This window comes from Arthrobacter sp. MPF02 (assembly GCF_046605375.1).
Classification (GTDB): domain Bacteria; phylum Actinomycetota; class Actinomycetes; order Actinomycetales; family Micrococcaceae; genus Arthrobacter.
Genome location: NZ_CP176772.1, coordinates 2,174,504 through 2,196,872, shown reverse-complemented (window position 1 = coordinate 2,196,872; position 22,369 = coordinate 2,174,504). Strand labels below are relative to the sequence as shown.

Below are 22,369 nucleotides of genomic sequence, written 5' to 3'. Positions count from 1 at the left end.
GGGGCTGCCGGACATGGGTCAGGCCGCGGATGCGGCCCCTTGGGGTTTCTAGGGAAGGACGACTACCTGCGCGCCGAAGACCAGCCCCGCACCGAAGCCGATCTGCAGCGCCAGTCCGCCGCTGAGCCCAGGGTTTTCCTGCAGCAGGCGGTGGGTTGCCAGCGGGATGGATGCAGCGGACGTGTTGCCGGCGTCGGCAATGTCCCGTGCCACTGTAACCGTCTCCGGCAGCTTCAGCTTCTTCACCATCTCATCGATGATGCGCATGTTGGCCTGGTGGGGAATGAAGGCCACCAGGTCCTCGGCCTCCACGCCGGCTGCCTCGAGCGCCTGCTGCGCCACTTTCGCCATCTCCCAGACAGCCCACCGGAAGACCGTCTGGCCGTCCTGGCGGAGCGTGGGATACAGTTCCTGGGCTTCTTCAAGGAGGGCGAGGTCGCCGGTGGAGTCGGACTGGCGGGCCGCCAGGCCCAGGTCGCGGACGTCGAGCATGGAGCGGGTCATGCCGATGGCGTCCCACTTGCTGCCGTCGGAGCCCCACACGGAGGGGGCGATGCCCGGAACATCGGACGGTCCGATAACCACGGCGCCGGCACCGTCGCCGAGCAGGAAGGAGATGGTGCGTTCCCGGTTGTCGATGACGTCGGAGAGCTTTTCCGCCCCGACCACGAGCACGTACTTCGCCGTTCCGGAGCGCACCAGGGCGTCGCCCTGGGCAATCCCGTAGCAGTAGCCGGCGCAGGCGGCGGAGATATCGAAGGCGGGAGCAGGCGTCGCACCGAGGCGGTCGGCAAGGCTGGCGGCAGCCGACGGCGTGGCGTACGGATGCGTCACCGTGGACACGATGACGGCACCGAGGTCGGTGGCCTGGATTCCGGCTTTTTCCATCGCCTCGCGGGCGGCGCCCTCGGCCATGTCGATGACGCTGACGTCCGGCTTGGCACGGTGGCGGGTCACAATCCCTGTGCGCTGGCGGATCCACTCGTCCGAGGAATCGATCCACTGGCAGACGTCCTCATTGGTGACGATGACGTCGGGACGGTAGGCGCCCAGCCCGAGAATGCGCGTGTGCTCCTGGATCGGGGCCTGCTTCAGCGTGGGAACACTCATGCCTTGCTGCCTTCCAGTTCCGCGAAGAGGGCAAGGGCGGCGGACAGGTCGTCGGGAGTCTTGACCGCGACGGTCTTGACTCCGGGCATGCCACGCTTGGCGAGGCCGGCCAGGGTGCCTGCCGGAGCCAGTTCGATCACGCCGGTGACGCCGCGCCGGACGAGGGTTTCCATGCAGAGGTCCCAGCGCACCGGCCGGGAAACCTGGGCGATCAGGCTTTCGACGGCGGCAGGGCCTTCGGTGACCTCGCCGCCGTCGTAGTTGGACAGCAGGGGAACGGATGGAGCCTGCGGCTTCAGCTGTGGCTCAAGCGCCTTCAGCGCGCTGACGGCAGGGGCCATGTGGCTCGTATGGAACGCGCCCGCGACCTTCAGCGGAATGACCCTGGCCTTGGCGGGAGGGTTGTCCGCAAGGGCCTTCAACTGTTCAAAGGTGCCTGCGGCCACGGTCTGGCCCGCGCCGTTAACGTTGGCCGGGGTTGCCCCCGACGCTTCAATGGCTGCCAGGACCTCGGCCGGGTCTCCGCCCACAACGGCACTCATGCCCGTCGGAGTGACGGCGGCTGCAGCTGCCATGCTGTTGGCCCGCTCGCGGACGAACGTCATGGCTTCCTGTTCCGTCAGGACCCCGGCAAGGGCAGACGCGGTGATTTCGCCCACTGAGTGGCCGGCCAGGATGACGGGCAGGGAGTTGAGGTCAACATCGAAGAGGGAAGCGGCGGCCACAAGGCCGGCCGCAACGATCAGGGGCTGCGCCACGGCAGTGTCCTTGATGGTGTCCTCGTCGGAGGTGGTTCCGTGGGCGATGAGGTCCAGGCCGGCGATATCGCTCAAGGCGGCCAGGTGGCCTGCCACCGGGGGCAGTTCCAGCCAGGGGGCCAGGAAACCCGGGGTTTGTGAGCCCTGTCCAGGGCAGACTATTGCAAGCACGTAACCAGCTTTCCAAATTCCTGTGTGATTCAACGGTGTTTGTCTGCACCAAGCTCACAGAGTCGAGTTGTAGGAAGTCTACAACGACTCAGGGCTGGTTCCGCGACGGTTGACGCTCCGTGGCGGCTTTGGGCGGAGCCGAAAGCCGGCCCACCACAAGCGCGGCCTGCAGGACAAAAGCTTCGCGCGGAAGCAGTGGATCCCACCCGGTTACGTCGCACACCCGCTTCAACCGGTACCGGACAGTGTTGGCATGCACAAAGAGTTCCCGTGCGGTGGCCTCCAGGGAATGTCCCAGTTCAAGATAGGTACCCAAGGTTTCCACCAGGCCGTTTGATGCGGCCAGGAGGGGGCGGTAAATGTTCTTGACGAGGGACCGGCGCGCCGCGTCGTCGCCGGAGATCACGCGTTCGGGGAGCAGGTCGTCCGCTGCCACCGGCCGCGGCGCCGACGGCCAGGCTTTGGCGGCTGTAAGTCCCGCAAAGGCGGACTGGGCGGAGCCGCTTGCTTCAAGGAGGGATCCTGCTTCGGGGCCGTACACAACTGGTCCCGGGGCGAACATCTCGCTCAATTTCACGTAGGCCGTTTCCCTGTCCTGGACGCCTCCGAGGATGAGGATCAGCCGGTCGCCCTGGATGCCCACGAGGGCGTCCTCGGCGTAGCGCCCGGCCATGCGGCGCAGTTCGCTGACGTAGCTGGCACTGGGTTCCGAGGGGGAGTTGCCCACCATGACGGTGAAGCGCTCCTGCGCCTTCCATCCCAGCGCCGCGATCCTGGACCGCAACGCGTCGGTGTTTTCGCCGCGGAGGATGGCGTCCACGATCAGGGCTTCAAGGCGCGTGTCCCATGAACCGCGGGATTCGGCGGCGCGGGCATAGACGTCTGCGGCGGCAAAAGCCACCTCCCGTGAATAGCGCAGCACCGCTTCCCGGAGGGACGGCTGGTCGGCTTCAGGGGCAATGTCCGGAACCTGGTCTTCCACCACCTCCACGACGATCCTGATGAGCTGCAGCGCCTTTTGCAGGCTGATTGACCGCGTCAGTTCCGTCGGTGCCGTGCCGAAGACGTCGGTGAGGATCCACGACGGCGAGCTCGGACGTTCGTACCAGGTGACGAAGGCCGCGATGCCGTTCTGCGCCACCATGCCCAGTGCCGACCGCTCATCCGCACTCAGCCGGCTGTACCAGGGAAGCGACTGTTCCAGCTTGCGCATGGTGGTGGTGGAGAGCTGCCCGACGTTCGCACGCAGCCTTTTGAGGGTTTCAGACTTTTCCGGGCTGACCCTGGCCTGGGCAGGTGCACGCTTCGCGGACGGGTTGGCTGGTGCTGGCATTCTTTGAGCATACGGGTAGCGCCCGGCAAGCTCCATTTGTGCGAAGGCTACAATCGGCGTTGTCCTGCGTCACACCGCTTACGCTTGGTTTAACGAACGGCGGCGGCCCCCGCCTTACGGTGGGGGCCGCCGCCGTTCACGCCTTGCCTGGAGAGTTTTTGGGCAGATATGCCAGGTTCCGGGGCCCGGAAGTCCGCTTAGCTGTCCAAAAACTCCGGGGGAGGGTCAGGCTTCGCCTCCGGCGTTGCCGGTGGTGCCGGCATTGACGTTGTGCAGGCGGTACTTCTCGATTGCCTTGACCGGGGCCTGGGCGTCCACCTCGCCGCGGCGCGCCAGCATCTCAAGGGCACGGACCACGATGGAGTGGGTGTCGTTTTTGAAGTAGCGGCGGGCTGCTGCGCGGGTGTCGGAGAAGCCGAAGCCGTCTGCGCCGAGGGTGGCGTATTCGTTGGGGATGAATTGCCGGATCTGGTCGGGGACGGCTTTCATGTAGTCGGAGACGGCGACGACGGGGCCGGTGGCGCCTTCGAGCTGTTGGGTGACGAACGGGACCCGGGCGGGCTGTTCGGGGTTGAGGAAGGCTTCTTCCTCGGCGGCGAGGCCGTCGCGGCGCAGTTCGTTCCAGGAGGTGACGGACCAGACGTCGGCGGACACGGACCAGTCTTCGGCGAGGATGCGCTGGGCTTCCAGGGCCCAGGGCACGGACACGCCGGAGGCCAGGAGCTGGGTCCGCGGGCCGTCGATCTTTGCCGGGGCGAGCAGGTAGATGCCCTTGATGACGCCTTCGACGTCGAGTTCTTCGGGTTCTGCGGGCTGGAGGATGGGTTCGTTGTACACGGTGAGGTAGTACATGAGGTTCCGGTCGGTGGAGTCCGGGCCGTACATGCGTTCGAGGCCGTCGCGGATGATGTGGCCCATTTCGTAGCCGTAGGCGGGGTCGTAGGTGACTACGGCGGGGTTGGTGGAGGCCAGGATGGGGGAGTGGCCGTCGGCGTGCTGGAGGCCTTCGCCGGTGAGGGTGGTCCGTCCTGCGGTGGCGCCGATGATGAACCCGCGGGTCATTTGGTCCGCTGCGGCCCAGAAGGCGTCGCCGGTGCGCTGGAAGCCGAACATGGAGTAGAACACGTAGACCGGGACCAGGGGCACGCCGTGGGTGGCGTAGGCGGTGCCGGCGGCGGTGAAGGCTGCGACGGCGCCTGCTTCGTTGATGCCGGGGTGGATCAGCTGCCCTGCGGGGGATTCCTTGTAGGCCAGGACGAGGTCGCGGTCCACGGAGAGGTAGTTCTGGCCCTTGGGGTTGTAGATTTTCGCCGTCGGGAAGAACGCATCCATACCAAACGTGCGGGCCTCGTCCGGGATGATCGGGGCGATGTGCTTGCCGAAGTTCTTGTCCCGCATCAGGTCCTTGAGGAGCCGCACGAACGCCATGGTGGTGGCGGCCTGCTGCTTGCCCGAGCCGCGCTTGGCCACCTCGTAGGACTTCTCCTCCGGAAGGGCGATCGCGGCGTGCTTGGACCGGCGCTCGGGAACCGGGCCGCCCAGTGCGGCGCGGCGTTCCATCATGTACTTGATTTCCGGCGCGTCGGTGCCCGGGTGGTAGTACGGCGGGCGGTACGGGTCCTTGTCGAGCTGCTCATCGGTGATGGGGATCCGCAGGTGGTCGCGGAACTTCTTCAGGTCATCAAGGGTGAGCTTCTTCATCTGGTGGGTCGCGTTGCGGCCCTCGAAATGCGGTCCGAGTCCGTAGCCCTTGACGGTTTTGGCGAGGATGACGGTGGGTTTGCCCTTGAACTCGGTGGCGGCCTTGTAGGCGGCGTAGACCTTGCGGTAGTCGTGGCCGCCGCGTTTGAGGTTCCAGATCTGGTCATCGGTCAGGTCCGCGACGAGGTCCTTGGTGGCCGGGTCCTTGCCGAAGAAGTGTTCACGGACGAACCCGCCGGATTCGGCCTTGTAGGTCTGGTAGTCCCCGTCGGGGGTTTCGTTCATGATCTTCACCAGCGCCCCGTGGGTGTCGCGGGTGAGCAGGTCATCCCATTCCCGGCCCCAGACGACCTTGATCACGTTCCAGCCCGCGCCGCGGAAGAACGCTTCGAGTTCCTGCATGATCTTGCCGTTGCCGCGCACCGGCCCGTCCAGGCGCTGGAGGTTGCAGTTGATCACGAAGTTCAGGTTGTCCAGGTTCTCGTTCGCGGCCAGCTGGAGCAGGCCGCGGGATTCGGGCTCGTCCATTTCCCCGTCACCCAGGAACGCCCAGACCTGCTGGTCCGAGGTGTCCTTCAGGCCCCGGTTGTGCAGGTACCGGTTGGACTGGGCCTGGTAGATCGCGTTCATCGGCCCGATGCCCATCGACACCGTGGGGAACTCCCAGAACCCGGGCATCAGCCGCGGGTGCGGGTAGGAGGACAGGGCATGGCCCTGGCGGGACTTCTCCTGCCGGAACCCGTCCAGGTCCTCCTCACTGAGCCGGCCTTCCATGAACGCCCTCGCGTACATGCCCGGGGAGGCGTGGCCCTGGAAGAACACCTGGTCCCCGCCGCCGGGGTGGTCCTTGCCCCGGAAAAAGTGGTTGAACCCGACCTCGTACAGGGTCGCCGCGCCGGCATAGGTGGAAATGTGACCGCCCACGGCGATGTCCGGCCGCTGCGCCCGGTGCACCATCACCGCAGCGTTCCAGCGCATGTACGCCCGGTACCGGCGCTCGTACTCCTCGTTGCCCGGGAACTGTGCTTCCTGGTCCACCGGGATCGTGTTCACATAATCGGTGGTGGTCACCATCGGCACCCCGACGCTCTGCGCGCCCGCACGCTGCAGCAGGCTCCGCATGATGTATTGGGCACGCTCGGTACCCTGTTCCCTGATCAACGCATCCAGGGACTCAACCCACTCGGCAGTCTCTTCCGGATCACGATCAGGCAGCTGGTTAGTCAACCCGCTGAGGATATGGGAGGTATCTTCTCCTGCAGCCACGTCCAACCTCTCTTTGCGCGCATGAATCGGCGCACTCAGGCCAGGCAGGGTGACTGCCCGGCGTATATACGCCGTGTGCGACGTATCGGTTACAACAGCCCGGGCATGTGTGCCGGGCAGGGTCCTAGAGCTCCTATGTCTGCAAGGAGTTTCAAGGTAGTTGTCCCGCAGGCATAGTTGTCACCGCCCACTCTAGCCCTCAGGGCAACACGATGCGTAGCCGCAGCCTGGGCGCTTCGGTTGTATTTCGCCGTCATACTGGTTGTGTGACGAAAAGCCGCTGCGCGGCGGCCGGCGCACCCGATGTGACGCAGAATATGCGGCCCGGCGGGGGAGGCGGCTTGAAGCGCAGGCACAAAGGGTGTTGGCTTGGGAGTAATGGAAATCACTATGCACACTGCATATATGGAGCATTGGAGGAACACGTGAGCGAGGCCGACGCCGCCACTTCGGTAAATGTGGCGGAAAAATTGGGTTTCAAGAACGGGGATCTGATTCAGGAGTTCGGTTACGACGACGACGTCGATTTCGACTTGCGTGACGATATTGAGGACCTCACCGGTTCGGAGTTGCTGGATGAGGACGACCACGAGGTTGCGGACGCAGTTATCGTCTGGTGGCGCGACGGCGACGGCGACCTGGTGGACAGCCTGATGGATTCGCTGACCACCCTGGGCGAAAACGGTGTTGTTTGGGTACTCACCCCCAAGTCGGGCCGGGATGGGTATGTTTCCCCGGCGGACATCCAGGAAGCCGCCCCCACGGCGGGCCTGCACGTCACTACCTCGGCAGGTGTTTCGAAGGACTGGAGCGCCAGCCGGCTGGTGAGCAGGAAGAACAAGTGACGGCAGCGCTTGCCGCTGCCTCCGCTGCTGTCCCTGCGGTGGGCGGGACGGCACCTGACTTTGAACTGCCGAACCAGTACGGGGAACCGGTCCGCCTGTCGTCCTTCCGGGGGCAAAACGTGGTCCTGGTGTTCTACCCGTTCGCCTTCTCCGGCATTTGCACCGGAGAGCTGTGCGAAATCCGTGACAACCTGGCCGTCCTCGAGGACGCGAACGCCGTCGTCCTGGCAGTGTCTGTGGACAGCAAATTCAGCCTCCGTGCCTACGCCGTGCAGGAGGGCTACGGGTTCGACCTGCTGGCCGACTTCTGGCCCCACGGCGGCGTGGCCAGCGCCTACGGTGTCTTCGACGCGGAGTCAGGTATGGCCAAACGCGGTACGTTCATTATCGATGCTGCAGGGACAATCCGGTTTTCGGTGGTGAATCCGCGGGGGCAGGCGCGGGATTTCACGGGATACCAATCTGCGCTTGCCGGTTTGGGCCGGGCCTGACCTGCCGTGGACGGGCAGCGGCACAGGACAGGCCTGACGGGCTTCGCAAGCATGCCGCCGGCGCCGCCGGCCCATCCCGCGACCCAGGATCTCGAGGCCCTGGCCGCGATCCGGGACCTGCTGGCCGGTACCCGGTTCGCCCTTTTGACTGGTGCGGGGATGAGCACCGACTCAGGTATCCCCGATTACCGCGGACCCGGTTCAGCGCCGAGGTCTCCCATGACATACCAGGAATTTGTACGGGACGCCGCGAACAGGCAACGCTACTGGGCGAGGAACCACATCGGCTGGTCCCACCTGAAGCATGCTGACCCGAACAAGGGGCATTATGCGGCCGCTGAACTCGAGCGCCGCGGTTTCCTGACGGGCCTGATAACGCAGAATGTGGACCGTCTGCACGAGGACGCCGGCAGCCGTAACGTCATCGATCTCCATGGCCGCTATGACCAGGTGATGTGCCTGGACTGCGGGCGCACCTACTCGCGCCGGCTGCTGGCCGGAATGCTTGAGGAATTGAACCCGGAGTTCCTGGCCCGGGCCGAAGGGACCGGTCTTGTGGAAATGGCGCCGGATGCAGACGCCACGGTGGAGGACGAGGCCTTGATCAGGTCTTTTGTTGTGGCCAACTGCCCGGCCTGCGGCGGCACACTGAAACCGGACTTCGTCTATTTCGGCGAGAACGTTCCCAAGGACCGCGTGGCAAAGTCATATGCGGTGGTGGACGAAGCGGCGGCCCTGGTGGTGGCAGGCTCGTCACTGACTGTGATGAGCGGGTTGCGGTTCGTGCGCCATGCGGCCAAGGACGGAAAACCGGTGGTCATCATCAACAGGGGAGCCACGCGCGGCGACGACAAAGCAACCATCAAACTCGAAGCAGGGGTTTCGGAGTCCCTGCACTGGCTCGCCGCCGAACTGCCGCCGCTGTAGCGCCCCGGCGCCGGCCGCCCACTACCGATTCGCGCTAGTGGCACCCTATCGGGTAAAGTCATTGTTCGTTGGTTGCGGCGGACACGCTGGAATCGCCGCCAGGGTCTTTAGCTCAGCTGGTAGAGCGCCACGTTTACACCGTGGATGTCATCGGTTCGATCCCGGTAGGACCCACTACCAAAACCCCGCAGTTTCTTGCCATTCGGCTGAACCTGCGGGGTTTTTTGTCGTCTGCGCCTGCTCCGGAAATGTCGGACCCTCGTCCTACCGTGCAGGCATGGAACACGTGATAGTCCGGACGGACAAGGCAGGAATCCCGACGACGGTGATCAGCCGGGGGAGGGAATGGTGCCTGGGGGCCGAACCTGTGAGGTGGTTCGAGCGCGTCAACTGGTGGGAAACCAGTTCAAGGATGCCCAGGGGCCGGGGTTGTGTTGACGTCGAGGTTCTGCAGGTCCAGGTAAGGCTTGGCAGGAACAGGAAATCCCCGCTTGCCACCATGGTGCTCGAACGCGACGGAATGGGAGGCGGGTGGCGCTTGAGGGAATCGCTGTCGGCCACGGCCTGAGCCGGACAGGCAGGCCTGCTGTCCGGGCAGTGGGAAGTTCAGGCATTGGAAAACCCTCCACCGCGACTATTGGGGGATGCCGCGGTGGAGGGCCTGGGATGAATATACAGTGAACTGCGGGGAAACAAGAAAGTTCTACCCGCAGTGTGTCACCTGCGTTACGCCGGACTGGAGCGCAGTGGGTGTGGGTGCAGGCCGGTCCTAGCGGCGCACGGGGATGAAGACCCGCGGCTGCTCGGTCCAGGTGTCAGCCATCCTGGTCATGGTCCGCCGCATGATCCGCTCGGAGCCCTCCCTGGCGGCCGCAGCGTCACCCCGCGAGATCGCCTCTGCCACATCAACATGCCACTGCAGGGCGCCCTCATGGGGGTGGTCCGGCATCAGGCCGTGTACGGTGCGTCCCGTGAGTGTTTCCGCTACCTGACCCATGAGGTTGGCGAACATCTCGTTGCCGGAACCGGACAGCAGCAGTGAGTGGAACTGGATGTCCAGCTCCAGGAACCGGGGCACCTCGCCGTTATGCCCGGCGTCGCGCATCGCGTAGGCAACGTCCACCAGTTCCAGCCGCAGCGGGGCGGGCGCGTTCTGCGCGGCAAGCTCGGCCGCTGCCGGTTCCACTGCGGCTCGCAGCTCTGCAAGGGACCGCAATTGGGCGCCACGGGCATCGCTTGCCAGCCGCCACCGGATGACTTGGGAATCGAAGGGGTTCCAGCGGCTCGGCGGCAGCACCCGGATGCCCACGCGCTTGGTGGTTTCAACCAGGCCCAGGGACTGCAGCACCCGCACCGCTTCCCGGATCACGGAGCGGGAGACCTTCAGCTCGTCCTCGAGCTGCTCGGCAAGCATGACGTGGCCGGCAGGCAGTTCGCCGGAGATGATACGGGCGCCAAGATTTTCAATGGCGCGCTGGTGCAGGCTGCTCGTCATGCAGCTAAGCCTAGTGCGAAGGTGCAGCACCTCACGGGGTAGTACCCGGGCAGCGGGGACACAAAGCACTTCCGTCTGCCGCACTACTTCCGTGTTCCGGCAAGAATATATATGCTTTATTCCGACCCGGTTTTGGCAAAGTAGTCCTTCCAGGGACAAGACTGCTGCCATCCGCCCCCAGAAGCAACGAATTGGAGTTTTGATGTCTGCACACATCGGCGTCACCGGCCTCGCGGTGATGGGCGCCAACCTGGCCCGCAACCTTGCGCGGAACGGGTTCACGGTCGCCCTGCACAACAGGTCCGTGGAGAAGACCGACGCCCTGCTGGAACGCTACGGTTCCGAAGGCGACTTTGTCCGCACCGAGACGCTCCAGGAACTGGTCGACTCCCTGGAGAAGCCCCGGCGCGTGCTGATCATGGTCAAGGCCGGCAAGCCGGTTGACTCCGTGATCCAGCAGCTTGAACCCTTGCTGGAGCCCGGCGACATCATCATCGACGCCGGCAACTCCCACTACGAGGACACCCGCCGCCGCGAAGCCGCGCTGGCGCAGAAGGAGCTGCACTTTGTGGGCGTGGGCGTCTCCGGCGGCGAAGAGGGTGCCCTGAACGGGCCGTCCATCATGCCCGGTGGCTCCAAGGAGTCCTACAAGGCGCTCGGCCCGCTGCTGGAAAAGATCTCCGCCAAGGTGGACGGTGAACCGTGCTGCGCCTGGGTAGGCACCGACGGCGCCGGACACTTCGTCAAGATGGTCCACAACGGCATCGAATACGCGGACATGCAGGTCATCGGAGAGGCCTTCGACCTGCTGCGTTCCGGCGCCGGCATCGAGCCCGCCGAGCAGGCAAAGATCTTTTCAGAGTGGAACAAGGGCGAGCTGTCCTCCTTCCTGATCGAAATCTCCGCCGAAGTCCTGGGCCACGTGGACGCCAGGACGGGTAAGCCGTTCGTCGACGTCGTGGTGGACGCGGCAGGCCAAAAGGGCACCGGCCGCTGGACGGTCATCTCCGCCCTTGAGCTCGGTTCCCCGGTCTCCGGCATCGCCGAGTCCGTCTTCGCCCGTGCCCTGTCTTCCCAGGCAGCGCAGCGCAAGCTGGGCCAGGAACTGCTGGAAGGCGGCGAGGCCGCCGTCGAAATCCCGGAAACCTTCGTCGAGGACGTCCGCCAGGCGCTGTACGCGTCCAAGCTGGTTTCCTACGCGCAGGGCCTGGACATGCTGTCCTCCGCAGCCAAGGAATACGGCTGGGACCTGAAGCTGGACGAGATCGCCTCCCTGTGGCGGGCCGGCTGCATCATCCGCGCCGAACTGCTCAAGGACATCACCAAGGCTTACGCGGCTGACGAAAAGCCGGCCAACCTGCTGTTCGCCCCGGCATTCACCAAGGCCATCGCAGACGCACTCCCGGCGTGGCGCCGCGTGGTTGCCACGGCCGTCCAGCTGGGCATCCCGGTGCCGGTCTTCTCGTCCTCCCTGGCGTACTACGACGGCCTGCGCCGCAAGCGTGTGGCCGCCGCCCTGATCCAGGGCCAGCGCGACCTGTTCGGCGCCCACACTTACGGCCGCGTCGACGCCGAGGGTACGTTCCACACGCTGTGGGGCGAGGACAAGTCCGAGATCTCCGCGGTGGACACCCACTAATTACCGCAGGACATACAAAAGGCGGGCCGTTTCTGGAAGATCCAGGAACGGCCCGCCTTTTGCCATGCTCCGCGCGGCCAAGCTGCCGCACAATGAATGTCAGATCCGGTACTCGATGTCGTATTCTGCAGGGTCCACTGCCGGCTTGGTCTCACGGCGTGCGTCCCGATGGCGCCACTTGGCCGGAACCCCGGTGACGATTGATTCCGGTGGGGCATCCTTGACCACCACGGCATTTGCGCCCACGGCGCTGTCCCGTCCGATGGTGATGGGGCCGAGGATCTTGGCACCGGCGCCAATGGTCACGCGGTCGCCAATGGTTGGGTGCCTCTTGATCCGCGCCAATGAGCGGCCGCCGAGGGTCACGCCGTGGTACATCATGACGTCCTCGCCGATCTCTGCCGTCTCCCCGATGACCACACCCATGCCGTGGTCGATGAAGAACCGGCGGCCGATGGTGGCCCCGGGGTGGATTTCAATGCCGGTGGCGAACCTGCCCAGCTGGGAGATCAGGCGTGCCGGGAAGCGCAGGGCAGGGTTCTGCCACATCCGGTGCGTCAGCCGGTGGATCCAGATGGCGTGCAGGCCGGAGTAAGCGAAAAAGTTTTCAAAAGAACCTCGAGCCGCCGGGTCGTGCGACCGGGCGGCGTCGAGGTCTTCCTTCAATCTTGCGAAAAAGCCCACAAAGTTCTTTCTACAGGAAACGGGCGGAATGCGGACTGGTCAGCCGCGGATGTCGTCATAGAGCACGGTGGAAATGTAACGCTCACCGAAGTCGCAGACGACAGCGACAATCAGCTTGCCCGCATTCTCGGGGCGCTTGGCCAGTTCCAGGGCGCCCCAGACAATGGCGCCGGAGGAGATGCCGCCGAGGATGCCTTCCTTGACGCCGAGGTCGCGGGCAACGCGGACCGAGTCTTCAAGGGTGGCGTCCAGGACCTCGTCGTAGACGTTGGTGTCGAGGATCTCGGGTACGAAGTTGGCGCCGATGCCCTGGATCTTGTGCGGCCCCGGGGCGCCGCCGTTGAGGATTGCGGAGTCCTTGGGTTCGATCGCCACGATCTGGACGCCGGGCTTGCGCTCCTTGAGGACCTGTCCCACGCCGGTGACGGTTCCGCCGGTGCCGACGCCGGCAACAAAGATGTCCACCTTGCCTTCGGTGTCGGCCCAGATTTCCTCAGCCGTGGTGTTGCGGTGGATTTCCGGGTTGGCTTCGTTGGCGAACTGGCGGGCCCAAATGGAGTTCTCGGTGTTGGCAACGATTTCCTGTGCCTTCTCCACGGCGCCGCGCATGCCTTCCGAGCCCGGGGTCAGGACGATTTCGGCGCCGAAGGCGCGCAGCATGACCCGGCGTTCGGTGGACATGGTTTCAGGCATGGTCAGGATGACCTTGTAGCCGCGCGCGGCACCCACCATGGCCAGGGCGATGCCGGTGTTGCCGGAGGTGCCTTCGACGATGGTGCCGCCCGGCTTCAGCGCGCCGGACTTCTCCGCGGCGTCCACGATGGCCACGCCGATGCGGTCCTTGACGCTGTTGGCGGGGTTGTAGAACTCAAGCTTCACGGCGACGGTGGCTGCCAGCCCCTCGCTGAGCCGGTTGAGCTTGACCAGCGGAGTACCGCCAACAAGCTGCGTTACATCGTCATAGATCCGTGCCATGTACATACGCCTATCTCTGAGGGGTGAATACTGAGGTCAGCCTAACGAGGCGGCGTAACCCTGGCTAAGCGTTAAGCCACGCAGAGTAATATTTCCTGGCCTTGGCGAGCTTGGGGTTGATGATCACCTGGCAGTAGCCCTGTTCGGGGTGCTTTGCGTAGTAGTTCTGGTGGAATTCCTCGGCCACGTAGAAGCGGGGGAGCCTGCTGACCTCGGTCACGATTGAGTTCCGCCACAGCGCCTGGTTCCGTTCGATGGCTTCCTCGAACAGGATCTTCTCCTCGGTGGTCTCATAGAACATGGAGGACCGGTACTGGGTGCCCACGTCGTAGCCCTGCCGGTTCAGCGTGGTGGGGTCGTGCAGGGCGAAGAACATGTCCAGGATGACCTCTGCGGGGATGATTTCCTCGTCGAAGGTGACCGCCACAACTTCGGCGTGGCCCGTGGTGCCGCTGCAGACGGAATAGTAGTCCGGCTGCGGGTCGTGCCCGCCCGTGTAGCCGGACACTACGGAGGTGACGCCCCTCGTCTTCTGGTAGACGGCGTCAAGGCACCAGAAGCAGCCTCCGCCAAGAACAAAAGTTTTCATGACCTCTTCAATGGTTGGCGGCCCCGGATGATTCCCGGCGCTTCCCCTGCGGGCACCTCCATGCGGGGAGGCGGACAGGCAATGGGGTAAAACTAAGACTATGGAACCAGTGGACAACGACGCTGCCGGCCCCCGGAACCACGACAGCCAGGATAAGGACGGCCAGAACAACGACGGCGGCACTCCCGCGGCCAAACAGGCCGCCGGGAACCCGCCCACCCTGGGAGACCTGCTCCTGGCCGTGGAGGAACTCTGGCCCGAGTCGCTGGCCGAGAACTGGGACGAGGTGGGCCTGGTGGCAGGGCACCCGTCCGCTCCCGTGCGGAAGGTGATGTTCGCCGTCGACCCCACCCTGGAGGTCATCGACGAGGCAGTGGAGTGGGGCGCCGAACTGCTGATCACGCATCATCCGCTGCTGCTGCGCGGCGTCACGTCGGTTGCCGCCACAACCGCCAAGGGCCGTGCCGTCCACCGGCTCATCGAGTCGGGAACGGCTCTCCTGACCGTGCACACCAACGGCGACTCCGCCGTCGGGGGTGTCTCTGACGTCCTCGCCGACGCGCTGGGGCTGCAGGACGTTGTGCCGCTCAGTGTTGCCGCGAACGGCCTGCCCGAGGAAGGCATCGGACGCGTCGGCGACCTTGCCGACGCCATGAGCCTCGGCGACTTCGCGGCCAAGGTCTTTGGGATCCTGCCCTCCGTAGCCGGGGGAGTGCGGGTGTCCGGGGACAAGGACGGCCTGGTGCGGCGCATCGCGGTCTGCGGCGGTGCCGGGGATTCGCTGTTCAACGAAGTCCGGGCCAGCAACGCGGACGTGTTCGTGACGGCGGACCTCCGCCACCACCCTGCGTCGGAAGCCCGGGAGTCCGCATCGAACGGGCGGCCGTATCTGGTGGACGTTTCGCACTTCGCCAGCGAGTGGCTTTGGCTTCCTGCTGCCGCGGCGGCGTTGGGCAACGTCCTGGCAGACCAGGGATACGACGTCGAGATCCAGGTCAGTGCCACCAACAGCGATCCCTGGGACTTCATCCTGACTCCGGGTTGAGCCCGGCGCGCGGACAAGTGAGGCCGGGGCGGAAGCCAGGCGCTAGAGTCGAGGCAGCGCCGGTCCGGTGCCCGGTTGAGGCCGGTAGGGAAACAAGCGGAGGTAACAGTGGCGAAGGCAGCACCGGCAGAACAGTTGAAGTTGCTCGATCTGCAGGGGCTGGACGCCAAGCTGAAATCCCTCGCCAGCCGGCGCCGCGCGCTTGAAGGGGATCCGCGGATCAAAGACCTGGAAGCCGCCCTTTCGGTGGCCAACGGCGAACTGGGGGCCGCGAAGATGGCAGTCCACGACGCCGAGGCTGAACTGAAGCGCGCCGAAGCTGACGTGGAACAGGTCGCCGGACGGATCGAGCGGGATGAAGCGCGGCTGAACAGCGGCACCGGACTGTCAAAGGACCTCGTTGCCCTGCAAAAGGACATTGCTTCCCTCAACAAGCGCCGCTCCGACCTGGAGGACGTGGAACTGGAGGTCCTCGAGCGGCTCGATACCCTTCGGGAACGCCAGGCCGCCCAGCAGGCAATCGTGGACGACATCCAGGGATCGTTCAGCACCATACGGGCCGAAATTGATGAAGCCCTGGCTGCCGTTGACGCCGAAGCTGCGGAAGTGGGTGCCCGGCGGGACGCCTTTGCGCAGGGGCTGGATGCCGCGTTGCTGGCGGTCTACGAAAAGACCCTTGCCAAGCGTGGCGTCGGCGCCGCCCGGCTTTTCCACGGCACATCCGAGGCTTCCGGCATGAAACTGAGCCCCGGCGACCTCGCGGAGATCAAGGCCGCGTCCGCAGACGACGTCGTCTTCTGCCCGGACTCCGGTGCCATCCTGGTCCGCTCGGACGAGTGGTCCTGACCCAACCAGGTAGCACCAAGTGTCGTTTTGGACGCTCAAAACGACACTTGGTGCTACCCAGTTGGGGGGGCGGGAAAGTCAGCCCTGCAGAATAATGTTGAGGGCGTGCGGTTTCCGCCCTGACGCCGGGACAAGCTCGGCGTCCCACTTCTCCCCGGCTGCCTTGACGAGCTGCTCGGGCGTCTCCGGGGCCTTGCCCCGGCGTACCAGCAGGTGCCGGGCGAGTTCGCCCCGGGTGTGCTTGGCGAAGTGGCTCACCACTTTCCGCGTTCCGTTGGCCTCCGTGAACACGTTGACCGCCACGGTCTGTCCCGACGGCGGTGCCCACGCGGCTGCGTAGGTGCTGGACCGGCAGTCCACCAGCAGGTGCCCGCGGGTTGCGGCTTGCAGCGCATCGGCCAGGACCGGCTTCCAGAACGGGGCGAGGCGTCCGACGTCGGGCAGTGCGGTTCCCATGGACAGCCGGTAGGCGGGCACGCTGTCGCCAAACCTGATGGCGCCCCACAGTGCCGACACAACCAGCACGGCCTCGTCCGCCTTGCGCCGCTGGTTGGGGGTCAGGCTTCGATAACCGAGCGCGTCGTAGAGGACGCCCGAGTAGATCCTGTGCGCGGGCGCTGCCGGCTCCTCGTGAAGCCGGGTATTGCGTTCGACGTCGTCCCGCAGTGAGGCGCCCACTCCCAGCAATGCGAGGGCGTCCTCGTGGGCGCTCACGGTTCCCAGCGCGTCCAGCACCTTCGCCCTATAGGGGTTGAGCTCAGGGAACGCTAAAGAAGACCAGTCGATGGCGGAACCCCGGACCGCAGGAGTCTTGCCTTCGGAAGGGGGAAGCAGAATCAGCACCGTCCGATCCTACCGGCGGCCGGAGCCGTGCTCCGCGCCGGTAGACTGGTGTGTGGATGGGACAGCCAGGCGGCCGCGCGTCACGCAAGTGGCTCGAGGAACGTCCGGGCTCCACAGGGCAGGGTGGTGGGTAACGCCCACTCGGGGTAACCCGCAGGCAAGTGCCACAGAGAACAGACCGCCTGGGTCGCGCCGGTTTGAAAGCGGCACGAAACAGGTAAGGGTGAAACGGTGGTGTAAGAGACCACCAGCTTCCCGGGTGACCGGGGAGGCTAGGTAAACCCCACCCGGAGCAAGGCCAGACAGGACACGTTCGAGGGCTGCCCGCCCGAGTGTCCGGGTAGGCCGCTGGAGGGTGCCGGCAACGGTACTCGTAGATGGATGGCCGTCGCTCCCGTTCCGGCAACGGAACGGGAGGCACAGAACCCGGCGTATCGGCTGTCCCGTCCACTCTTAGAATTGACCTGGAAAGCTCTGTTTGGGAATCCTGAACCGTGCCCGCAAATACTGAGCCGGAACCGGCCGATGGAACGGGCCGGCTGCGTGCTGCCGGCCGCGCCCGGCAGGTGCTTGCCCTTCTGGGGTTCTTCGCGCTCTCGTTTGCCGCCTGGGCCATGGCTTCCATCCCGATCATCCTGCATTCCGCCGGCTGGTTCGCCGACTCCGTGAAGGCGCCCTGGATGCCGCCGGGATGGATGTTCCGGTCCGTGTGGCTGATGCTCTATGCCGGCGTCGCCGTCGCAGCCTGGCTGGTGTGGCGGAAGAACGCGCTGACCGGCGCGGCCCTGGCTGCCTATGTTGTCCAGCTGGTGCTGAATGCGGGCTGGCCCGTGACGTTCTTCGGCCTGTATCCGGTGCTGGGAACTGCCGCGCTCTGGGCGGCCTTCATTGTCATCAGCGGGCTGGCGATATCGCTGGTCTTCCTGATCCTGCGGTTCGGCCCGGTCAGCGCGGGCGCCGGGCTGCTCTTGTTGCCGTACTTCTCCTGGGTGGTATTTTCCGCCAGCCTTAACCTGTACTCCGCCCTGCACAACTAGGGGCACGTGTGAGTGACTTCACGCGACACAAGCCTTTTCCGGCAGGCCGGCCAACCTAGAATAGTTACCGGACGTAGGGGTTCTTCCGCCGGAAATCTGCGTTCGCAGCCGGCGGTTTTTCTTTGCGAACGATCCAAAGCGCCTGGGGGCCGAACCCTGCAGGCGCGGGCGCCCCTGGACATCATCCGGTGGCCGACATCCGCGTACGAGGACGTATGCGGCTGAACCGAGGAAGGTATTTCTGTGAGCCAGACGTCAGATTCTTGTCTTGATACGTGGATGGGCCGGGAGGCCCTCGCCGAGGCCATGATTCCGGTGATTGGCCGGCTGTACCGCGAAAACAACGTGGTGACCAGCATCCATGGCCGGAGCCTGATCAATAAGTCCACCATGAACATCCTCAAGGCGCACCGCTTCGCGCGCCGGATGAGCAAGGACGAGCTGCTGCTGGAGGAAACCGCGCCGCTGCTGAACAGCCTGGCGGAGCTGGAGCTGGGTGCGGCCGCGATCGACATCGCCCGGCTGAACCAGAAGTTTAAGGAGGAGGGCAACGGCGCCACCCTCGAGGAGTTCCTGCGTTCCGAGCTCGCCGACATCGTGGGCAAGCGCGGTGCTGACGACCGCACCAGCACCGATGTCGTGCTCTATGGCTTCGGCCGGATTGGCCGGCTCCTGGCCCGCCTGCTGATCGAAAAGGCAGGCGGCGGACACGGCCTGCGCCTGCGCGCCATCGTGGTCCGGAGGGGCTCGGACAACGACCTGCTCAAGCGTGCCAGCCTGCTGCGCCGCGACTCGGTCCACGGGTCCTTCGAAGGCACCATCCGGGTGGATGAGGAAGCCAACACCATCACGGCCAACGGCGTCCGGATCCAGGTCATCTACTCGAACGACCCCGCCACCATCGACTACACCGCCTACGGGATCAAGGACGCCCTGGTGGTGGACAACACCGGCCGCTGGCGGGACGCCGAGGGACTGTCCCAGCACCTGCAGAGCAAGGGCGTGGCCCGGGTCCTGCTCACCGCTCCGGGCAAGGGCGAGCTGAAGAACATCGTGCACGGCATCAACCACGGCACCATCGAGGACACGGACAAGATCGTCTCCGCCGCGTCATGCACCACGAACGCGATCACCCCGGTCCTGAAGGCCCTCAACGACAAGTTCGGTGTGGTCCACGGCCACGTGGAGACCGTCCACTCCTTCACCAATGACCAGAACCTGATCGACAACTTCCACAAGGGCGACCGCCGCGGCCGCTCGGCGGCGCTGAACATGGTAATCACCGAGACCGGTGCGGCGAAGGCCGTGGCGAAAGCCCTGCCGGAACTGCTGGGCAAGCTCACCGGCAGCTCCATCCGGGTCCCCACCCCGGACGTTTCGCTGGCCATCCTGAACCTGAGCCTGGAAAACGGAACCACCAAGGACGAGGTCAACAACTACCTGCGCGAGATGTCCCTGCACTCGGACCTGCGCAAACAGATCGACTACATCGATTCCCCCGAAGTTGTTTCCACCGACTTCGTCGGGTCCCGCCGTGCCGGGATCGTGGACGGCCTTGCCACCGTCTCCACGGACAAGAACCTCGTGGTCTACGTCTGGTACGACAACGAATTCGGCTACAGCTGCCAGGTCATCCGCGTCATGGAAGAAATGGCAGGAGTGAACCCGCCGGCCTATCCCGCCAAGGAAAGCGCCAAGGCACTGGCCGCCATCGCCGTCTAGCGCCTCTCTTGCCGGTCCCGCGGATTCCCGGCTGGTTCTCTGGAATCAGCCGGGAATCGGGACCACACTAATGGCATGGAAAAAGATTCGACGCTCCAGCACGACACCACTCTTGAACACGCCCTCGACGTCGCCAAAGCCAACCACAAAGAGGCGCTGCGCCTGTTGGAGGGGGCACGGGCGGGACTGAAAACCGGGGACGTCACCGAAGAGCGCGTACGCCAGCTTGAGGGGCTCCTGGCCATCGCGGAAGAAGACCTGCGCCGGGTGATGCGGGAACAGTAACCGCCCGGGGTGGTCCTTCACTTTCCCTCAACACTGTGGAAATCAGGGCAGGGAACAAACCGGTGTCTTAGGCTCGCTTGGTGCAGGACATCGGCCGCAGGGCGGGAACCACATGACCCTGAGCTGGTCCGCCTACCGGCGGGCCAGGCGCCGCTCCAGGCAGGCCTGGGCAATACTGGCCCTGGCCGCGGCCGCCGCCCTGGCCGCGCTGGGATGGTTCTTCACTGCAGGCCAGTTTGCGCTGGCCGAACCGGCGCCGGCAGGACCCACCGAGGTACCCGTCGTCGACCCCCGATGGATGAAGCCCGTAGTTCCCGTCAACCGGGTGCCCGGTGGGCGTGCCCTCGATGCGCTGGAAAAACTTCCGGTGAAAGGCCGCGCCGCCCAGACTGGCTACAACCGGGAGGACTTCGGCCAGGCGTGGCTTGATGTGGACCGGAACGGCTGCGACACCCGCAACGATATCCTGCGCCGCGACCTGGAAGATGTCGTCTTCAGCGAGGGATCAGCATGCAGGGTGGCCGCCGGCCGTTTTCACGAGCCGTACACATCGCAAATCGTCGAATTCCGCCGCGGTGCGGAGAGCAGCCGCGCAGTGCAGATCGACCATGTGGTGCCGCTGGCGGATGCCTGGCAGAAAGGCGCCCAGCGGCTGACTCCCGCCCAGCGCCAACGCTTGGCCAACGATCCGATGAATCTCATCGCGGCGGACGGCCCTTCGAACCAGCAGAAAGGCGCCGGGGACGCAGCCACCTGGCTGCCCAAAAACAAAGCCATCAGGTGCCATTACATAGCGCGGCAAATCACAGTCAAAGCCGCCTACAGCCTGTGGGTGACAGAAGCCGAAAAGGACGCAATGAAGCGCGTCCTCGCCGCCTGCCCGGACCAGCAGACCATCCAGTCCGGCTGACGCGCCGCCAGAGGGCTAGTGACCGAAGGGGTCCGGGTCGACGCCGGGCATCCAGGTCAGCCCCGGAACTCCCCAGCCGTTCTTCTTGGCCTGCTTCATCGCCTTTCGGGAATAGCGGTCCATCAGCCGGTTGACGTAAAGCTTGCCGTCCAGATGGTCGTACTCGTGCTGGATGACCCTGGCGAACCAGCCCGTAGCCTCGAACCTAACGGGCTGTCCGAACCCGTCGAAGCCCTCCACCCGGGCCCACTCGGCCCGCTTGAGCGGGTACTGTTCCCCCGGAAAGGACAGGCACCCTTCCTCTTCCTCATCCGGATCCGGAGCGGCGCCGGAGATCTTGGACAGCGTCAGGACAGGGTTAACCACAACCCCGGATGGGGGAGCACCATCGTCATTTGCGTACTTGTAGACAAAAATCCTCTTGCCCACCCCGATTTGGGGAGCTGCAAGGCCTACGCCGTTGGCGGCGTCGTTGGTTTCGAACATGTCGGCAATCAGGGTGCGCAGGTCGTCGTCGAACACTTCCACTTCGGAAGCGCGGCGGTGCAGTACGGGCTCACCCCAAATGGTGATCGGCAGAACAGTCATGTTTGCGGTCCTTCGGCTTCCGGCCCGGACACGATGGCCAGGGCAGTGCTGCAAAAGCAAGGAGGCCGTACCGGATATCCGGTACGGCCTCCTTGCGGACGGTCTTAACCGTCCCGGTGAGGGTGAGCGACGGGGGTTGAACCCGCGACCTCCTGGACCACAACCAGGCGCTCTGCCAACTGAGCTACGCCCACCATGTTTGTCTACCCTGGCCGGCTGACCGGCTCCCTGGGAAGGCAACTCAAATATCCTACCTGCTCTTTTCGGGTGCTTTGTCCACTTTCGGTCTTTTCTGGAAAAATTCCTGTGAACGTGGCGCAGATTACAGTTCAGGAAGCGGCGCGGCCTGTCCGGAAGTGATGCGCCGGGCGATTTGCTGGGCGGTGGCGCTGTCAGGTCCCGGGGCCGGAACAAAAACGGCCTCGCGATAGTAGCGGAGTTCGTCGATCGAGTCCTTGATGTCACCGAGGGCGCGGTGGCCACCCTTCTTGGCGGGGGACTGGAAGTACGCCCTGGCGTACCAGCGGCGGGACAACTCCTTGATGGTGCTGACATCGATGACACGGTAGTGCAGGTGCTCCACCACGCTCGGCATGTCACGCGACAGGAAAACCCGGTCCGTGCCGACCGAGTTGCCGCCCAGCGGTGCCTTCCGCGGCTCCGGGCACCATTCAGCGATGTACTCCATCACTGCAGCCTCCGCTTCTGCCATGGTTTTGCCGGCGGGGAGTTCCTTCAACAGGCCGGACTTTGTGTGCATGTCCCGAACAAAATCGCTCATCTGGGCCACCGCCGCATCGTCGGGCTTGATGACCACGTCCACGCCGTCCCCGAGGATGTTCAGCTCGGAATCGGTCACCAGGGCCGCCACTTCGATCAAAGCGTCGTTCTTGATGTCCAGGCCGGTCATCTCGCAGTCAATCCAGACGATTCTTTCGTTAGTTATAGGCACCGGACCAGCCTACCGTTACACCTCCACGCATCCGGCCGGTGCTAGGATTTCGGGTACGTGGCGGGTCGCCCTGCTGTCAACGAAAAATGCGCCCGGCCGGTCTTTGCGGCCCGCCGGCACAAAGCCGCGCAAACGCAAAATAGATTGGACAATCCTG

22 protein-coding genes, 2 tRNA genes and 1 other RNA gene are annotated in these 22,369 nt (G+C 64.9%); 13 read left to right on the top strand and 12 right to left on the bottom strand.

The features are described from left to right. Positions 1 to 48: 48 nt before the first annotated feature. The 4 genes from ACLH0K_RS10355 to aceE all read right to left on the bottom strand — a co-directional run bounded on the left by ACLH0K_RS10355 (position 49) and on the right by aceE (position 6,339). Complete coding sequence (locus ACLH0K_RS10355) at positions 49 to 1,110, bottom strand: beta-ketoacyl-ACP synthase III (RefSeq protein WP_411373530.1); 1,062 nt, start codon at positions 1,108 to 1,110, stop codon at positions 49 to 51. Beyond that, complete coding sequence (locus ACLH0K_RS10350) at positions 1,107 to 2,039, bottom strand: ACP S-malonyltransferase (RefSeq protein ID WP_411373529.1); 933 nt, start codon at positions 2,037 to 2,039, stop codon at positions 1,107 to 1,109. The genes ACLH0K_RS10355 and ACLH0K_RS10350 overlap by 4 nt, the downstream gene beginning before the upstream one ends. Positions 2,040 to 2,127: 88 nt before the next feature. Then, on the bottom strand, positions 2,128 to 3,372 hold the full coding sequence (locus tag ACLH0K_RS10345) for a PucR family transcriptional regulator (protein ID WP_411373528.1): 1,245 nt from the start codon (positions 3,370 to 3,372) through the stop codon (positions 2,128 to 2,130). Between the two features lie 225 nt (positions 3,373 to 3,597). Next, positions 3,598 to 6,339, bottom strand: coding sequence for a pyruvate dehydrogenase (acetyl-transferring), homodimeric type (aceE, locus tag ACLH0K_RS10340; RefSeq protein ID WP_411373527.1), 2,742 nt, complete (start codon positions 6,337 to 6,339; stop codon positions 3,598 to 3,600). A 425-nt stretch (positions 6,340 to 6,764) separates the two neighbouring features. On the opposite strand from aceE, the gene ACLH0K_RS10335 reads away from it, so the two are divergent. The 5 genes from ACLH0K_RS10335 to ACLH0K_RS10315 all read left to right on the top strand — a co-directional run bounded on the left by ACLH0K_RS10335 (position 6,765) and on the right by ACLH0K_RS10315 (position 9,170). Next, complete coding sequence (locus ACLH0K_RS10335) at positions 6,765 to 7,184, top strand: DUF3052 domain-containing protein (RefSeq protein ID WP_411373526.1); 420 nt, start codon at positions 6,765 to 6,767, stop codon at positions 7,182 to 7,184. After that, entirely contained in the window at positions 7,181 to 7,675 is a 495-nt protein-coding gene (locus ACLH0K_RS10330) for a peroxiredoxin (protein ID WP_411373525.1), read from the top strand. The genes ACLH0K_RS10335 and ACLH0K_RS10330 overlap by 4 nt, the downstream gene beginning before the upstream one ends. A 6-nt stretch (positions 7,676 to 7,681) precedes the next feature. Further along, positions 7,682 to 8,602 (top strand): NAD-dependent protein deacetylase, encoded by a 921-nt coding sequence (locus tag ACLH0K_RS10325; RefSeq protein WP_411373524.1) that lies wholly within the window; start codon positions 7,682 to 7,684, stop codon positions 8,600 to 8,602. 101 nt (positions 8,603 to 8,703) lie between these two features. Next, positions 8,704 to 8,776 (top strand) — tRNA-Val (locus ACLH0K_RS10320). A gap of 103 nt (positions 8,777 to 8,879) precedes the next feature. Continuing rightward, a complete protein-coding gene (locus ACLH0K_RS10315) occupies positions 8,880 to 9,170 on the top strand; it encodes a hypothetical protein (protein ID WP_411373523.1) in 291 nt (96 codons plus the stop codon). 201 nt (positions 9,171 to 9,371) lie between these two features. On the opposite strand, the gene ACLH0K_RS10310 is transcribed toward ACLH0K_RS10315, so the two are convergent. Next, complete coding sequence (locus ACLH0K_RS10310) at positions 9,372 to 10,097, bottom strand: FadR/GntR family transcriptional regulator (RefSeq protein WP_411373522.1); 726 nt, start codon at positions 10,095 to 10,097, stop codon at positions 9,372 to 9,374. A 202-nt stretch (positions 10,098 to 10,299) separates the two neighbouring features. Here ACLH0K_RS10310 and gndA point away from each other — a divergent pair, with 202 nt between their 5' ends. Beyond that, the gene (gene gndA, locus ACLH0K_RS10305) at positions 10,300 to 11,736 is read left to right on the top strand and encodes an NADP-dependent phosphogluconate dehydrogenase (RefSeq protein ID WP_411373521.1); all 1,437 of its coding nucleotides are present in this window, start codon (positions 10,300 to 10,302) and stop codon (positions 11,734 to 11,736) included. 99 nt (positions 11,737 to 11,835) lie between these two features. Here the strand turns inward: gndA and epsC are convergent, their stop codons facing one another. The 3 genes from epsC to msrA all read right to left on the bottom strand — a co-directional run bounded on the left by epsC (position 11,836) and on the right by msrA (position 13,984). After that, the gene (gene epsC / locus ACLH0K_RS10300) at positions 11,836 to 12,420 is read right to left on the bottom strand and encodes a serine O-acetyltransferase EpsC (protein ID WP_411373520.1); all 585 of its coding nucleotides are present in this window, start codon (positions 12,418 to 12,420) and stop codon (positions 11,836 to 11,838) included. Positions 12,421 to 12,459: 39 nt separating this feature from the next. After that, the gene (gene cysK, locus ACLH0K_RS10295; protein WP_411373519.1) at positions 12,460 to 13,395 is read right to left on the bottom strand and encodes a cysteine synthase A; all 936 of its coding nucleotides are present in this window, start codon (positions 13,393 to 13,395) and stop codon (positions 12,460 to 12,462) included. Between the two features lie 64 nt (positions 13,396 to 13,459). Next, positions 13,460 to 13,984, bottom strand: a complete 525-nt coding sequence (gene msrA / locus ACLH0K_RS10290; protein WP_411373518.1) for a peptide-methionine (S)-S-oxide reductase MsrA — start codon at positions 13,982 to 13,984, stop codon at positions 13,460 to 13,462. Between the two features lie 100 nt (positions 13,985 to 14,084). On the opposite strand from msrA, the gene ACLH0K_RS10285 reads away from it, so the two are divergent. Then, positions 14,085 to 15,029, top strand: a complete 945-nt coding sequence (locus ACLH0K_RS10285) for a Nif3-like dinuclear metal center hexameric protein (protein WP_411373517.1) — start codon at positions 14,085 to 14,087, stop codon at positions 15,027 to 15,029. A gap of 108 nt (positions 15,030 to 15,137) precedes the next feature. After that, positions 15,138 to 15,875, top strand: coding sequence for a zinc ribbon domain-containing protein (locus tag ACLH0K_RS10280; protein ID WP_411373516.1), 738 nt, complete (start codon positions 15,138 to 15,140; stop codon positions 15,873 to 15,875). A 78-nt stretch (positions 15,876 to 15,953) separates the two neighbouring features. Here ACLH0K_RS10280 and ACLH0K_RS10275 read toward each other — a convergent pair whose 3' ends face one another. Next, positions 15,954 to 16,718, bottom strand: a complete 765-nt coding sequence (locus ACLH0K_RS10275) for a YaaA family protein (RefSeq protein ID WP_411373515.1) — start codon at positions 16,716 to 16,718, stop codon at positions 15,954 to 15,956. Positions 16,719 to 16,775: 57 nt separating this feature from the next. Between ACLH0K_RS10275 and rnpB the strand changes: the two genes are divergently transcribed. The 5 genes from rnpB to ACLH0K_RS10250 all read left to right on the top strand — a co-directional run bounded on the left by rnpB (position 16,776) and on the right by ACLH0K_RS10250 (position 20,672). Beyond that, an RNA gene (gene rnpB, locus ACLH0K_RS10270) (RNase P RNA component class A) lies at positions 16,776 to 17,168 on the top strand. Positions 17,169 to 17,212: 44 nt separating this feature from the next. After that, positions 17,213 to 17,755 (top strand): TspO/MBR family protein, encoded by a 543-nt coding sequence (locus ACLH0K_RS10265; RefSeq protein WP_411373514.1) that lies wholly within the window; start codon positions 17,213 to 17,215, stop codon positions 17,753 to 17,755. Positions 17,756 to 18,034: 279 nt separating this feature from the next. Further along, positions 18,035 to 19,477: a glyceraldehyde-3-phosphate dehydrogenase gene (locus tag ACLH0K_RS10260; RefSeq protein WP_411373513.1), complete on the top strand. Its 1,443-nt coding sequence runs from the start codon at positions 18,035 to 18,037 to the stop codon at positions 19,475 to 19,477. 75 nt (positions 19,478 to 19,552) lie between these two features. Next, a complete protein-coding gene (locus ACLH0K_RS10255) occupies positions 19,553 to 19,762 on the top strand; it encodes a hypothetical protein (protein ID WP_411373512.1) in 210 nt (69 codons plus the stop codon). A 112-nt stretch (positions 19,763 to 19,874) separates the two neighbouring features. After that, positions 19,875 to 20,672, top strand: a complete 798-nt coding sequence (locus ACLH0K_RS10250) for an HNH endonuclease family protein (protein WP_411373511.1) — start codon at positions 19,875 to 19,877, stop codon at positions 20,670 to 20,672. A gap of 15 nt (positions 20,673 to 20,687) precedes the next feature. On the opposite strand, the gene def is transcribed toward ACLH0K_RS10250, so the two are convergent. The 3 genes from def to orn form a co-directional block, all read right to left on the bottom strand. Then, positions 20,688 to 21,260 (bottom strand): peptide deformylase, encoded by a 573-nt coding sequence (gene def / locus ACLH0K_RS10245; RefSeq protein WP_411373510.1) that lies wholly within the window; start codon positions 21,258 to 21,260, stop codon positions 20,688 to 20,690. Positions 21,261 to 21,381: 121 nt separating this feature from the next. Continuing rightward, positions 21,382 to 21,454 (bottom strand) — tRNA-His (locus tag ACLH0K_RS10240). A gap of 128 nt (positions 21,455 to 21,582) precedes the next feature. After that, positions 21,583 to 22,170, bottom strand: coding sequence for an oligoribonuclease (gene orn / locus ACLH0K_RS10235; RefSeq protein WP_411376460.1), 588 nt, complete (start codon positions 22,168 to 22,170; stop codon positions 21,583 to 21,585). Between the last annotated feature and the right edge of the window lie 199 nt (positions 22,171 to 22,369).

Coding starts and splice junctions, on each gene's coding strand:
- ACLH0K_RS10310 (WP_411373522.1), bottom strand. CDS start 10,097: ATGACGAGCAGCCTGCACCAGCGCGCCATTGAAAATCTTGGCGCCCGT.
- orn (WP_411376460.1), bottom strand. CDS start 22,170: ATGACCGGCCTGGACATCAAGAACGACGCTTTGATCGAAGTGGCGGCC.
- ACLH0K_RS10345 (WP_411373528.1), bottom strand. CDS start 3,372: ATGCCAGCACCAGCCAACCCGTCCGCGAAGCGTGCACCTGCCCAGGCC.
- def (WP_411373510.1), bottom strand. CDS start 21,260: ATGACTGTTCTGCCGATCACCATTTGGGGTGAGCCCGTACTGCACCGC.
- ACLH0K_RS10355 (WP_411373530.1), bottom strand. CDS start 1,110: ATGAGTGTTCCCACGCTGAAGCAGGCCCCGATCCAGGAGCACACGCGC.
- cysK (WP_411373519.1), bottom strand. CDS start 13,395: ATGGCACGGATCTATGACGATGTAACGCAGCTTGTTGGCGGTACTCCG.
- ACLH0K_RS10315 (WP_411373523.1), top strand. CDS start 8,880: ATGGAACACGTGATAGTCCGGACGGACAAGGCAGGAATCCCGACGACG.
- ACLH0K_RS10285 (WP_411373517.1), top strand. CDS start 14,085: ATGGAACCAGTGGACAACGACGCTGCCGGCCCCCGGAACCACGACAGC.
- ACLH0K_RS10260 (WP_411373513.1), top strand. CDS start 18,035: ATGGGCCGGGAGGCCCTCGCCGAGGCCATGATTCCGGTGATTGGCCGG.
- ACLH0K_RS10255 (WP_411373512.1), top strand. CDS start 19,553: ATGGAAAAAGATTCGACGCTCCAGCACGACACCACTCTTGAACACGCC.
- ACLH0K_RS10250 (WP_411373511.1), top strand. CDS start 19,875: ATGACCCTGAGCTGGTCCGCCTACCGGCGGGCCAGGCGCCGCTCCAGG.
- msrA (WP_411373518.1), bottom strand. CDS start 13,984: ATGAAAACTTTTGTTCTTGGCGGAGGCTGCTTCTGGTGCCTTGACGCC.
- gndA (WP_411373521.1), top strand. CDS start 10,300: ATGTCTGCACACATCGGCGTCACCGGCCTCGCGGTGATGGGCGCCAAC.